A 14,754-nucleotide genomic window follows, 5' to 3' on the forward strand; every position below is an offset into this window, starting at 1 on the left:
AAACTAGATTCATAAATTTTTAATTTTGATAACGCAAAACCTATTAAAAAAATGTTAGGAAGCTTTGCTTTTATTTATTGTTAATGATAGCGTTAAAATGATAGAAGAAATAGGATAACTTTTATTCACTAAAGAACGCCAAACGATAGATTTAGATAACCAAATTATATATGCGCATATGCGCAGAGTAATATATTTCTAAATTTGACATTATAATCAAAAATATAATAGTATGATTTATACTCAAAATATTATGTAGGAGACGAGCCATGAAAAAAGCACCAAGAGGAAAATTAAAAACCAGTGTTAGATATTTTCAAAAAGGTAAACTTTTTTATGTAGAAGGAGAATTTAATAGGGAAAATTTTAAAGCAAAAGAGTTATGGCTATTCACTAGAAGCCATGAAGTGAAGATAAAGGTCAGTGAAATTAATCCAGCAAATAAATTTACATTCGAAATTAATTTAGAGAGCCTGATTCAGGACCTAAATAGTAATTTGGCTGAAAACTATGACTGGTATTTTAAAGTAACAACGCCATTAAAATCTGTACCAGCTGCGAGAAGAAAGAGCTCTGATTTGGAGATTATTGAAATAGATGGAATGCAATTTGCAGAATATTTTATTCGTTGTGGCCGTTTTGAGCATACCAAAGCAGAAGGACTTCAATACTATCATTATAGTGAAAATAGAGTATTAAACTACATAACTATAAAAGGAAATCTCTCACTAGTTTATAATATAGAACCCGATGCTCCGACAAAGCTGCAAATTGATAAAATAAAAAAACGGCGAAGTAAATTAATCATGGAAGGTAAACTATTTACTCGTAATTCTCGAATATTAAAAGGCGAACTTCTTCTGCAGGGAAGAGAAACGAGAATGAACTACTCTATAAAAAATGTGAAATTTACACATTTAACGGATCAAGTAGAAAAAAAGTATGGATTAAACAGATATACTTATCAGGTGGAGATAGATTTTAAAGGCCTTAACGGTGCAAAACCGATAGAAGAGGATATATATGATGTTTTCTTTTCTTTGGAAATGCATGATTTGGATGAAGTGAAAAATGTTCGTGTAGGCAGGCCAACGTTCAGGACAAAGCTCTTTTTAAGAGACGTGGATGCACCTCTTAAGGAAGAGTCCAATATTATTCATCCCTATCTTACTTTTAAAAAACAAAATTTATCTTTTGAAGTTTATAAATATAGAACAGATATTTATAAATATTTAAAACGGGTCATGCGCTGGTCTTGGTTGATAAGATTGCTTCATAAGAAAGAAGATAACTGGATTGTCGGGGAAAGAACTTATAAAGCACAAGATACAGGGAAAGCTTTCTTTGAATATATGCGCGGAAAACACCCAGATAAAAATGTATATTATGTTATTGAAGCAGATTCACCTGAGAGAAAAAACGTGGAACAGCTTGGGAATGTTCTAGAATATAAATCCAAAGAGCATATTTTGAAAACGATTATTTCAACAAAAGTTATCTCATCCCATCATCCGGATTATTTGTATCCAATACGTACAAATAAATTCAAAAATAAAGTGAAGGCAGATAAGGTCTTTCTTCAACATGGAATTATGGGAACTAAAAACATGATTGCGAACTATGGAAAAAATTCTCCAGGCTTTGATACAGACTTTTTTATAGTAAGCTCTGATTTTGAGAAACAAATGATTGTTAATGATTTTGGGTATAAACCAAGTTCTGTGTTTGTTACAGGTTTGTCTAGATTTGACAGCCTCTTTAAGAAAGATGTAGAGGTAAAGCGTCAATTGCTTATTATACCTACATGGAGAGATTGGATTGTAACCGATGATGACTTTTTGGAAAGCGAATATTATCAAAGGTACACGGACCTTATAAATAGCGAGAGGCTGAAAGAACTAGCGGAAACAAATAATTTTAATATTCTTTTCTGTCTGCACCCTAATATGCAACGATTTAGCAGTCACTTTGAAAATGATCATATCAAGGTGGTTAAACAAGGGGAAATTGATGTTCAGTTTCTTATTAAACAAAGTGCCATGATGCTGACAGACTACTCAAGTGTTGGTTTTGATTTTAGCTTTCTTGATAAACCGGTACTTTATTATCAATTTGATCGAAATCGATTTATTGGAAAGCGACCTTCACATCTTGACTTAGATAATGAACTTCCTGGAGAAATTGCCTTTGATTATGAAAAGGTAATGGATAGCATTGAAAAATATGCAAAGAGTGATTTTCAGATAGAGGAAGAATATCACCTAAAAGCAAGTAAATTTGTAAAACATCGCGATTTAAATTCATCACAAAGGATTTATGAACATGTAAAGGAAGCAAAAGCTAAAAAGTCGATTTTTAATAATAATAAGGTGCAAATGATTAATGGCGCTGTGTACAGGAAGTTCCGAAAAAGTAAATATTACTTCCCTCTGATGAAAAAGTTGTATAAAGTAGCTTATTATATTATTCCAACTGATCCTAAGCTGATCCTTTTTGAAAGTGGAATTGGAAAGCAATTTTCAGACAGCCCCCGGGTAATATATGAGGAGATAATAAAGAATGACTTAGATTACAAAAAAGTTTGGGTCTATAATAAAAATTACAGGTTTAGTGATGAAAAAACAATTAAAATAAGCAGGTTAAGTCCGGCTTACTATTATTATTTATTAAGAGCTGGGTACTGGGTTAACAACCAGAACTTCCCAACTTATATTAAAAAGCCTTCTAAAACAACATATTTGCAAACCTGGCATGGAACGCCGTTAAAGAAGATGCTGTATGATATAGAAAATATTCAGGGCAGAAGCGACGACTATTTAGAAAGAGTTGGATCTGCTGTTAAACAGTGGGATTATTTGATTTCTCCAAGCGCTTATGCTACAGATAAATTTAGAAGTGCATTTAGGTATGAGGGAGAAGTTTTAGAAGTCGGTTATCCAAGAAATGATATCTTGTTTTCGGATAATGCAAAAGAAATAGGGTCAAAAGTTAAAAAGCGGCTTAAATTGCCAGAGGATAAAAAAGTTATACTGTATGCTCCTACGTTTAGAGATGATCAAACCTCCAAGAAAAATAAATTCTTATTTGATATAAATATGGATTTGAATTTAATGAAAGAAAAACTAGGCGATGATTATATTATTTTATTGAGGATGCATGTTGTAGTAAGCAACAAACTTAAAATTGATCCGGAGCTAAAAGACTTTGTAAAAAATGTATCAAATTACCCAGACATTCAAGATTTGTATCTGATAACGGATATTCTTATTACGGACTACTCTTCCGTTATGTTTGATTTTGCTAATACACAGAAACCAATTTTGTTCTATACGTATGATTTTGAAAAATATAGAGACGACTTACGAGGTTTTTATATGGACTTTGAGAGTGAAGCACCGGGACCATTTGTATACAGCACCAATGAAATTATTTACAGTATCGAAAATATAGAAGAAATGGAAGCAACTTATAAAGACAAATACAAAAAGTTTTCACAAAAGTATTGTTCTCTTGATGATGGTAATGCTGGGAAAAGGGTTGTAGACAATATTTTTAAATAGAAAAGAGGGCTTAGGCCCTCTTTTATAATATACATCTTTTCAAATTTGATTATTGTAAAGGTTTGTCACATTATTATAGATAGTAGTAATTAATCCATAAAGGAGATGAGAATGATGTCAATACTAAGTGATATTAAATATAATTTATTTAATAAAAAGTATAAAGTGGTAAATGCTCCGGGTAAATTTTTCTCAGCAACACCAAAGGTTACCGTAGTAACTCCTTTATATAACAGTGAAGAATTCATAAGCAAAACCATTGAATCTGTTATAAATCAAAGTATTGGTTTTGATAATATTCAATATATTATTGTAGACGATAAATCTAATGATAACTCTAGAGAAATTGTGCAAGAATACGCAGATAAATATAAAAATATTACTTTTATTAAGCTACAGGAGAATACAGGCTCCCCATCAACACCGAGGAATATTGGTATTGATTTTGCAATAGGTAAATATATTACATTTTTAGATGCGGATGATTGGTTTCACTCTAGAGGCATAGAAGTCTTATATAATATTTTAGAAGAGACAGATGATGATTACGCTGAAGGAAAAACAATAAAGGTAGAGACAGGCGGCAAGGAAAGTATTATCGGGGAATATGCTTCTATTAAAGAAAGAAGAAGTATTTCACCGTTCGAGGTAGACCATTTCTTTTATCATATGGGACCAAGATCAAGAATGGTCAAGCTTTCTTTGGTAAAAGAAAACAATATTACCTTCCCAGATATGAAATTTGCGGAAGATAAGACGTTTTTCTTTGATGTTTTCTTTCATGCAAATAAAGTTTCAACCACAGTGCATCCGGTTCAATATGTAAACAGAAGTGATCAAAATTCAAAATCATTAACCAAAACCACAGATGTAATATATAAAAGATATTGTGATTTAAAAGTTATTAATTATATCAAAGAGAAGAAATTGCCTGTAGAAAAAGAAAAAACTGCCCTTAATCGGATATATGAGTACGATATTTTAAGAACTTTTAACTCCATGGTCTTTATTAATTCAAAAGAAAAAGAAAAATTTTTCCAAATGCTTAACGATGTTATAAATACAACCAAAGATTTGCGCTATGACTTTACTGAACCGTTTGAAAGCTCATTGTATAAGTTAGCGGTGCAGCTATTTATTGAAGGCAGAGTAGAAGATTTTGTGAATTTATTTAGATGGTCCAAAAAAGATAAAAATAAAAAATATATCATTAAAGATAAAAAAGCGTTTCTAGAAATTCCTTTCTTGGAAGAACCAATAAAAAGAATAGAGATACCATTATTTGCGCGGGCGATTGATTCCTATGTGATTGATAAAGTTTATTATCAGACTGTAGAGGTATATGGAAAAGCCGTACAAAATATTAATAATATCTTAATCAGAGACAGAAAAAGAGTAGGAAATGATTTAATTCTTGATTTTGAAGTTAAAAATGATATTCTTAAATTTAATGTAGATGTAGAAAAAATTAATGAGATTAAAAATTCTACCTTTACAATATTTATTCGATATAATGACTATCAGTTAATAAATATTAAACGAATTTTAAAAAATAGCATCTCTTATCAAGATAAAAAATACGAATTTTATACATCTCAAGATAACAATCTAAGCTTAGTTATTAAATAGACGAATTATCGTTTGGAGGCAGATTAAAATGAAAAAAGTAAGAAAAGCAATTATTCCAGCAGCAGGATTAGGAACGCGATTTTTGCCTGCAACCAAAGCAATGCCTAAAGAAATGCTGCCAATTGTAGACCGTCCGACGATTGAATATATTGTTGAAGAAGCGGTTCGTTCAGGAATTGAAGATATTATTATTGTAACGGGAAAAGGAAAAAGAGCGATTGAAGATCATTTTGATTATTCTTTAGAGCTTGAAGAAAATCTCTTGCAAAAAGAAAAATATGATCTACTAGAAAAAATTAAAAAATCAGCTAAAGTAGATATTCATTATATCCGCCAAAAGGAACCAAGAGGACTAGGGCACGCTGTCTGGTGTGCACGAAAGTTTATAGGGGATGAACCATTTGCTGTCTTACTAGGCGATGATATTATTCGTTCTAATGAAGAACCGGGGTTGCTCCAATTAATTAATGAATATAATGAAGTGCAATCATCCGTTATTGCAGTTAAAAAAGTTCCTGCTAGTGAGACGCATCGGTATGGTGTAATTGACTATACAAAAAAAGAAGGAAAGAGATACCTTGTAAAAGATTTTGTAGAAAAACCTGCACAGGGAACAGCACCATCAGATATGGCAATTATTGGCCGCTATGTTCTAACGCCGGAAATCTTTAAATACTTAGATGAGCAAAAGATTGGTGCTGGTGGTGAAATTCAATTGACAGACGCAATCCAGGCACTGAATAAAGAACAGAGTGTATACTCTTATGAAGTGGATGGAGACCGCTATGATGTTGGGGAAAAACTGGGCTTTATTGAAACGACACTGGAATTAGCATTGGAGCGAGAAGATTTAAAACAGCCTCTTGCAGAGTATTTAATTAAGTTAGGGGATAAGCTGAAAGAACAGAAATTATGATTATCGTAGGCTTTGTCTAGATACGATTTTAATTTTTATAGCAGTAGTAGACAGCTGTATGGATAAATAAATCATACAGCTGTTTAATTTGTTCAAAATTTTTACCTTGTGCAGGAACTAAGTGCGATAAACAGGATATTACTGATATAATAGTAAAAAGCATTGAAGTAAATTTAAGCATTGTCTATAACAGGAATACTAAATTTATTAGAGAATGCAGTATTTATCTAAGTTGAAATGTGAAAACGAGGGATTAAAGAATGAATAAATTGAAACAATTGATGATTAGAATTAGGAGAGGGAAGCTTGTACAAACTTTGTATAGCATTACTTTTTCGGTTGTTTCCAAGCTACCTCGAAACAATAAGTTAATTATTTTTGAAAGCTTTCATGGTAAGCAATATAGTGACAGCCCACGAGCTATTTATGAATATATCAAGGAAGTTTATCCGGAATATCAGCTTTATTGGGCAGCGGATCGGAGGCATCTTAATATCTTTCAAGAAAAGAATTTGCCTTATGTAAAACGGTTATCTCTAAAATGGATATTTTTAATGGCACGTGCAAAGTACTGGGTAATTAATACCAGATTACCGTTATGGATTAAGAAACCTAGAAAAACAGTCTATTTACAGACATGGCATGGCACACCATTAAAGAAACTAGGCGTGGATATTGATGATGTCCAGATGCCTGGAACTGACACCGAAAAATATAAAAAGAATTTTGTGGAGGAAGCAAGTAAATGGGACTACCTTGTTTCACCAAATCGGTATTCCACAGATATATTTAAACGTGCTTTTCAATTTGAAAAAGAGGTACTAGAAACAGGTTATCCTCGAAATGACTATTTAATCAATTTCAATAATCCGAAAGAAATACAGACAGTAAAGCAGCGACTAAAAATTCCAACAGATAAAAAGGTGATTTTGTATGCCCCGACATGGCGAGATAACCAATTCTATGAGAAGGGGAAATATAAATTTGATATTGAATTGGATCTTCAGCGCCTTAAGGAAGAATTTGGTGACACCCATAAAATTCTTTTGCGTATGCATTATTTAATTGCAGAGAACCTGAATCTGAAGGGCTATGAAGATTTTGTGATGGACTTTTCAAAGCATGAGGACATTCGTGAGCTTTATCTTATTTCCGATATGCTTATTACGGACTACTCTTCTGTATTCTTCGATTATGCGAACCTGAAACGCCCTATTTTATTTTTTGTTTATGATTTAGAAGATTACCGAGATAACTTACGGGGATTTTATTTAGAATTTGAAAATGAAGCTCCTGGTCCATTGGTTAGAACGACGGAAGAAATTATTCAGGAGATTAAAGTCATTGAGCGAGAAGGATTTCAGCTAGGCCAAGAGTTCAATGAATTTTATAAGCAATTTTGCTATCTTGAAGATGGGAATGCTGTAAATAGGGTAGTTAACCAGATGTTTTCTAAACATAGGGATTAGTAAAGACAATTTACTTGGATTTTCAAAGCTGATGGACGTGCATAAGTTTTAATAATATAAAAAATGGATAAATTACTTATAAAGTAGTATCCTTTAAGGAAAGAATTAAAACTAGGTAGTACTTTTATTTATAATTCTAGAAGTAAAGGAAGAATTAAAATTGAAAAAAACACTTGTGTTTGTATTTAAATCTTTAGATATTATAAGAGGTGGGTTGACTAAAGCAGTACTAAATAGGGCAAATACTTTAGCGGAATATAATAACGAAGTGATTTTTCTTACTTTAGCCTTTCAGCCCCGCTTTGATTCGATTATTAAAGAGTTACATAAATCAGGCAGTTTAGACAAAAGAATTAAGGTAATTAATTTTTTTAATGATATTCTTAAGCTAGATAAAAGTAAAAGAAAAAGTAGTAAGGATGTAGTAGAGGAAAAAGGTTTTTATGTCTTTAAAGATGAGAATCAAAGTAAACCTTCTTATAGATATTATAAAGATGGACTATATGTAAAATATAAAAGATACAATAAATCTGGTGATTTATTATTTGTAGATTATATGAATGAATCTAGGCACCGTTATCAGAGGGATGAGTTTAATAATAAAGGAGCAATTATTCGTTCCCGTCAGATGGATTTATTTAGCAATAAACCTAGATTAGATAGTTATTATGATAATAGCGGACATTGTGCTATTACTATATGGATCGATGATAAAGGCAAAGAAGGAAGAACTTTGTTTTTTGATAAAAGAAATCCTAAAGAATATTCTAAGCTTGATGATTTTTATAAGGCATGGGTTGAACAAAAATTATCAAAACTATCTTCACCAGTTGTTATTTCAGATTCCAGAAAAACGGATGACATTGTTGCAAAAATTAGCAGTAATAAAGTCAAAAAGGTAGCTGTGTTGCATAATAATCACTTTAAAAGTCCGTATGATCATACTGCAGGTATAAAAAAGTCTTGGGATCCTTTCTTTAATAACATTAATTTATTTAATCGGATTGTATTTTTAACGGAGGAACAGAAAGAGGACGTTGAAAATAAGTTTGGGAAATTAAAATCTGCAGTTGTTATTCCTCATGCTGTACCTAAAACGGAAAAACAAAAAAATGAAAATAAAGTAGAAGTAAATCCTAATTTAGTAGTAACGTTAGCAAGATATAAAAAGCAAAAAAGATTAGATGAAGCGATTAAGGCGTTTAGTTATGTAGTGAAAGAGATACCAGACGCAAAATACCATATATACGGGTTTGGTGATTTACAAGGAGAATTGGAAAGCTTAATTAAAAAGTTAAATTTAACGAATAACGTTAAACTTCTCGGTTTTACCAGTGATGCAATTAAAACGTATAAGTCAGCAGCCTGTTCTGTACTGACTTCAGATTTTGAAGGATTTGGTTTAGTACTAACTGAAAGTCTAGCTGCGGGGACGCCTGTAGTTTCTTATGATATAAAGTATGGTCCTAAGGATATTATAAGACAAGGGATTGATGGGTATCTCGTTCCAAAAGGAGACCAGAAGGGAATGGCGGATAAAATTATTGCTCTCTTAAAAAACTCGAAACTAAGAGATGAATTATCAAATAATGCTACTCAGGTAGCTAAACGTTTTAGTATCGAGAAATACGAAACGAGTTGGAAAAACTTGATCGAAAATATTTAAGCACAAAAAGAGCGATCCTACATCTCTAAAGAAGCAGGATCGCTCTATTTTTCTTTATGGTTTTGGGCAGATGGATATCTATCGGTGTCTTTTTACTCTATTGCTGGTCGATAAATACTTGATCAACAACTCTTTTGGATGCATTTCCGTTTTCCAGATAACAGAATCGGTTGTAAAAATCTGTAACTACTTGATCAGGTTTAAAGCCATTTTTCTCTATTTGCTTTATTTCATGAATAATCTCTTCCGTTGTTTTTAATAATGGACCTGGAGCTTCATTTTCAAAATCTAAATAAAATCCTCTTAAGTTATCCCGGTAATCCTCTAAATCATAGACAAAGAATAAGATAGGGCGTTGTAAATTAGCGTAATCAAAGAATACAGAAGAATAGTCTGTGATTAGCATATCAGAAATTAAATATAACTCACGGATATCCTCATACATAGAAACATCAGAGACAAAATCATCGTATTCTGTCAAATCTAGGTTTTCTGCGACTAAATAGTGCATGCGCAAAAGAATCCTGTGGGTATCCCCAAATTCTTTTTGTAAGAGCTGTAAGTCTAATTCAATATCAAATTTATACTGTCCCTTCTTATAAAATTGATTATCCCGCCATGTTGGTGCATATAAGATTATTTTTTTATCAGTAGGTATATTCAAACGCTGTTTTATGCTGTTAATTGTTACAGGATTATTATCGTTTATTAAAACATCATTTCGGGGATAACCAGTTTCCAATATATTATGTTCAAATTGAAATGCTCTTTTGAAAATATCTGAAGAGTATTTATTAGGAGAAACTAGGTAATCCCATCGACTTGCTTCGTTAACGAAGTTCTTCATATATTTGCCTGTAGTGGTTCCGGGCATCAGAACATGGCCAATATCCACACCTAACTTTTTTAAAGGAGTGCCATGCCACGTTTGCAAGTAAATTGTATCCTCAGGTTTTTCTACCCACTTAGGCAATCTCGCATTAATTACCCAATATTTAGCACGTGTCATGAGTAATAACCATTTAAAGGAGAATCGCTTCACATACGGTAAATTATTTTCCTGGAATATATGAAGATGTTTAGCATCAGCTGACCATAAAAGTTTATAGCGTGGATAATTCTTTTTTAAATATTCATAGATAGCTCTAGGACTGTCACTATACTGCTTACCATGAAAGCTTTCAAAAATAATTAGTTTGTTGTTTTTAGGTAACCTAGAGAAGATATGCCGCTGAAGTATTGTTTGTCTATACCTTTTACTTTTTGGTTTTATAAATTTAATTATGTTGAATCCAATCAGTCTCATTTTACTGAGAGAATAAGCCCTCTTAAAGTTACCTTTTTGGATGGAAACTATTTCTTTAGAATGTCTTTTAGCAATTTTTAAATCTTCAGATGGTGTATTTAAAATCTCTTGAAGTGTGCTATATAATACTTCATAATGTTCAAAAGACTCATTAAAAAAATGTTTGTCTTGTACTATTTTATAAAGGTAATAATTTTTTGCCTTTTTTTTAATCTGCATTGAAATATGTTCATTATCACAATGATTCAACGCTTCTTTTAATGAAAGACAAAATTGTAATTTTCGATCATCAACCTCTTCTTGAGACAGAGAAGGGTAGTTTAATTTATCACTGTGAATTAATTTATAGTAAAGGGATACAGTGGTCTTTTTAATAAAACTAATTTGGTTGTAGATATTAATTAAAAATGGGACTTCTCCATATAAGTCAATTGTTTCATCAAAGTAAATATTATTTTCTAAAAGAAAGCGTCTTTTTAAAACAAAGCCGTATACTTTTAATGAAAAAGGAAGTTTATGAAGTATTTTCTCCTGGGCAATTACTTTAAAGTTAGAATTTAATAAATTTTCTTCAAATAATTCATTAACTAATTGTTTCCTATGTACATCGGATAGATCTATATTTAAATTTTCGAAAACATTATCAAGAGCTTCAATTGTGTTTAACTGATAAAAAGCCTGATTTACGTTGTTAAAACGAGTTTCTCTGTCCCTGTATGTTTTATTTATTTTCATTCTTATAGCCTGCGTAGGTTCCATATCAAGTAGTTTTTTGATATAGATTAAAGCATTCATGTGTAAATAATCGTCAGCATCTAGGAATAAAACATAATCTCCTTTTGCTGCTAACAATCCTTTATTTCGCTTTACGCTCACATTGGAATCCATCTCTTCATTGATTAATTTATAGTTCAATGAGGATTCTATTAAAATTTGTTCAAGCTTGATACTGTTATTATGTATAAATATTACTTCAAAATCTTTAAAATGTTGATTTTCTAAGCTTATAATACAATCTTTTAAATAATTTATGTTACTTTCTTTATAAGGTATAATTATGCTAAATAACAATGTAATCCCTCTCAGATAGTTCATTTTATTATTACAATTATTAACAGATAGTGATACATATATACTTTTTATGTTAACATTTGAGTAATAATAGTTCCAGTATATTATGCTGTTACCAACTGAAAAAAGTAAATTATGTTCGAGGCTTCCAGAAATCTAGCAGGGCTAATTTACTAACGGAATACTTTGGGAGCGTACTAAGCGTTTTAAAGTAAAGAGAGAAGAGATTTTTTTATACGTAATGAGTAATTGATCTTTTTAGGTTTTCATTACTGGGTGAGAGCAATTGAAGAATAATTTTATAATTAATCTGCCGGCTAATAATGTAAACACTTTATATCCAAAATTTTCAAGCAGATACCTGCAAAGTTTAATAAAATCAATGTTAGCATGTTATAGTTTAGGAAAAGATAAATCGGAGGAATAAGGGATCTTAATTCGTTATTTCTTTCACGATTGTTTTTTACATAAAGAGCTTGTATAATCTAATAGCAGAAGAAAGTGTAATTCTTTATATTGAAAGGAAACCAAAGAATATAATGAAATCCGCATGGAAAGTTATAAAAGAACAAATTGATCATTTCTATCTTGTTAGAAGATTGTCTGTATACGAATTGAAAAGTAAAAATAAAAATAACTATCTAGGGACAGCTTGGGAATTAATAAATCCACTCATTCAAATTATGATTTATTGGTTTGTCTTTGGCTTATTATTGTCTCGAGATGATGTAACTATGGGCGGGGAGCCTGTTCCTTTTATCGCTTGGTTAATTGGAGGGTTCTTCTTATGGACATTTTGTTTTCAATCTATAATACTGGGTTCAAAATCCATATATACTCGCCTGAGAATGCTTTCTAAAATGAATTTTCCTATGAGTGTTATTCCGAGCTATACCATATTTTCACAATTATACGTACATTTTGCTACGATAGTAGTGGCTGTTATATTGTATCAAATAATGGGTTTTTATATTAATATTTATTATTTGCAGTTGATTTATTTCTTATTTTCGGCAATTTGTTTGTTGTTTGCTATATCCCTTATTACATCTACTATTTCAACAATTGTAAGGGACTTTCATCTGTTGTTGAATTCAGTGTTACGTATGCTAATTTATGTTTCTGGAGTATTATGGCCGTTAAGTAAGTTAGAAGCGTTTCCTAGGTTGCTGAATATCATGCAATTAAATCCGCTATACTATTTAATTGAGGGCTACCGTGCTGCTTTTTTTGGAACCGAATGGTATTTTATTACGCATTGGGAATTGACAATCTATTATTGGATTATAGTGCTACTATTATTGATAATTGGTGCAAGTATGCACGTTCGATTTAGAAGGCATTTTATTGACTTTTTATAAAGGTATGTGTTGAAAATGGAAAAAGCAATAGTAGTAAATAATGTATCGAAAAAATATAAATTATATAACGGTAATAAAGAAAGATTGCTCGATTTGATTACACCTAAAAGTTACGGAGAAGATTTTTATGCATTGACAAATGTTAACTTTGAAGCTGACAAAGGTGATATTGTAGGATTTATTGGTATTAACGGTTCAGGAAAATCAACCTTATCCAATATTATAGCTGGAATAATACCGGAAACGACTGGTTCAGTAATGTTAAGAGGAGAGGTTTCACTGATTGCAGTTTCTTCAGGATTAAAAGAGGCTTTAACAGGGAGAGAGAATATTGAACTGAAATTATTAATGCTTGGATTTAATAAAAATGAAATAAAAAAGCTTGAGCCTGAAATTATTGAATTTGCAGAGCTTGGAACTTTTATTGATCAGCCGATAAAGTCATATTCAAGCGGAATGAAATCGAGATTAGGTTTTGCTATTTCAGTAAATATTGATCCTGATATTTTGATTATCGATGAAGCTTTATCTGTAGGCGATAAAGCATTCGCTGAGAAAAGCCTGGAAAAAATGAGAGAATTTAAAAAGCGTGGAAAAACCATGATCTTTGTCAGTCACTCACTTGGACAGATGAAAGAGTTCTGTGAGAAAATTCTCTGGCTTGAATATGGAACTGTCAAAGACTATGGCACGACGGAAGAAGTTATTCCGAAGTATGAACAGTTTTTAAAAGAATGGAAAAAGATGAATAATAATGAGCGTAAGAAATACCGAGATGATAAAATTGCTGAGAATATGAAGCAATTACAAAAATGAAGATAAACAAAAGAATTCGTAAAGATATTTGTAAATCATAATTGCGTATAGAATAAAATACAATCACTCGATTTCAATTGGCCCCTATCCATAAGCTTAACTCAGATGGATAGGGGTTTTTAATATGCTTTTGAGAAACTATTTATTGACCTTGAAATATTTCTGGGTTATTACTAAATACGCCATCCACTCCATAAGAAAGAAGCTGTTCATATCGGTCTTTATCATTTACCGTATATGGATAAACAAGGTATCGTGCTTCTTTACACGATTGGACAAACGTTTGATCAACATACACTTGGTTTGGATGGATGCTATATATGGGCAGGTCACTTGCTTGTGCATATTTCCACGTATTTAAAATACGATAATGAAAGAGCATTCCCAATCGTAAGGCAGGATGGAGTTTAGAAATGTTTTGCAATGCCATATGGTCGAACGAAGAAATAATCACATTATCTAACCGATGATATTTTTCTAAGCAGTCCAATAACCTTTTTTCGATCCCTGGATAAATTACTGGAATGTTTTTTATTTCCACGTTGAGAATAACTTCAGGTGGCGTAATGGATAAAACATCTTCCAAGCGACACAGATGAAGTCCTTTATATTTCTCATTGAAACTGGATCCGATATCAATCTGCTGAATTTCTTCCCATGTAAGCTGTTGAATCATTTTTTTGCTGTTTTTGTTAAAACGGGTTAGTTTTGCATCATGACAGATAACCAATTCCTGATCTTTCGTCAGCTGTACATCTAATTCCATTCCTTTGGGCTGATGAGCTAATGCTTTTTCAAAGGATGGAATGGTGTTTTCCGGTGCTTCTGTTAAAGAACCGCGGTGAGCAAAATTAAGTACCAAAGCGTAACCCTCCTTTATCGTTATTATCATGATAGCATAGCAAAATTATAAGATATAAATAAAATGTAGCGAGACAAGCTTCTATGGGAGAGGAGTAA

8 protein-coding genes and 1 pseudogene are annotated in these 14,754 nt (G+C 31.6%); 7 read left to right on the forward strand and 2 right to left on the reverse strand.

Going from position 1 to position 14,754, the window contains the following annotated elements:
- Positions 1–269 precede the first annotated feature (269 nt).
- The 5 genes and pseudogenes from KI343_RS09790 to KI343_RS09810 all read left to right on the forward strand — a co-directional run bounded on the left by KI343_RS09790 (position 270) and on the right by KI343_RS09810 (position 9,240).
- On the forward strand, positions 270–3,560 hold the full coding sequence (locus tag KI343_RS09790) for a CDP-glycerol glycerophosphotransferase family protein (protein WP_212926242.1): 3,291 nt from the start codon (positions 270–272) through the stop codon (positions 3,558–3,560).
- 114 nt (positions 3,561–3,674) lie between these two features.
- Positions 3,675–5,189: a glycosyltransferase family 2 protein gene (locus KI343_RS09795; RefSeq protein WP_212926243.1), complete on the forward strand. Its 1,515-nt coding sequence runs from the start codon at positions 3,675–3,677 to the stop codon at positions 5,187–5,189.
- 28 nt (positions 5,190–5,217) lie between these two features.
- The gene (galU, locus tag KI343_RS09800) at positions 5,218–6,105 is read left to right on the forward strand and encodes a UTP--glucose-1-phosphate uridylyltransferase GalU (protein ID WP_212926244.1); all 888 of its coding nucleotides are present in this window, start codon (positions 5,218–5,220) and stop codon (positions 6,103–6,105) included.
- 266 nt (positions 6,106–6,371) lie between these two features.
- Positions 6,372–7,574: pseudogene (locus KI343_RS09805) on the forward strand (CDP-glycerol glycerophosphotransferase family protein); the annotation flags it as partial.
- 160 nt (positions 7,575–7,734) lie between these two features.
- Positions 7,735–9,240 carry a glycosyltransferase gene (locus KI343_RS09810; RefSeq protein ID WP_212926246.1) on the forward strand — a complete coding sequence of 502 codons (1,506 nt, stop codon included), beginning with the start codon at positions 7,735–7,737 and terminating at the stop codon, positions 9,238–9,240.
- Between the two features lie 97 nt (positions 9,241–9,337).
- Here KI343_RS09810 and KI343_RS20350 read toward each other — a convergent pair whose 3' ends face one another.
- A complete protein-coding gene (locus KI343_RS20350) occupies positions 9,338–11,617 on the reverse strand; it encodes a bifunctional glycosyltransferase family 2 protein/CDP-glycerol:glycerophosphate glycerophosphotransferase (RefSeq protein ID WP_280530128.1) in 2,280 nt (759 codons plus the stop codon).
- Positions 11,618–12,156: 539 nt separating this feature from the next.
- Here KI343_RS20350 and KI343_RS09820 point away from each other — a divergent pair.
- On the forward strand, positions 12,157–12,978 hold the full coding sequence (locus tag KI343_RS09820) for an ABC transporter permease (protein WP_212926247.1): 822 nt from the start codon (positions 12,157–12,159) through the stop codon (positions 12,976–12,978).
- Between the two features lie 15 nt (positions 12,979–12,993).
- Positions 12,994–13,794: a teichoic acids export ABC transporter ATP-binding subunit TagH gene (gene tagH / locus KI343_RS09825; protein WP_212926248.1), complete on the forward strand. Its 801-nt coding sequence runs from the start codon at positions 12,994–12,996 to the stop codon at positions 13,792–13,794.
- Between the two features lie 142 nt (positions 13,795–13,936).
- Here tagH and KI343_RS09830 read toward each other — a convergent pair whose 3' ends face one another.
- Positions 13,937–14,656, reverse strand: coding sequence for a glycerophosphodiester phosphodiesterase (locus KI343_RS09830; RefSeq protein WP_212926249.1), 720 nt, complete (start codon positions 14,654–14,656; stop codon positions 13,937–13,939).
- Between the last annotated feature and the right edge of the window lie 98 nt (positions 14,657–14,754).

It is taken from the genome of Oceanobacillus sp. J11TS1 (assembly GCF_018333215.1).
Taxonomy (GTDB): domain Bacteria; phylum Bacillota; class Bacilli; order Bacillales; family Amphibacillaceae; genus Oceanobacillus.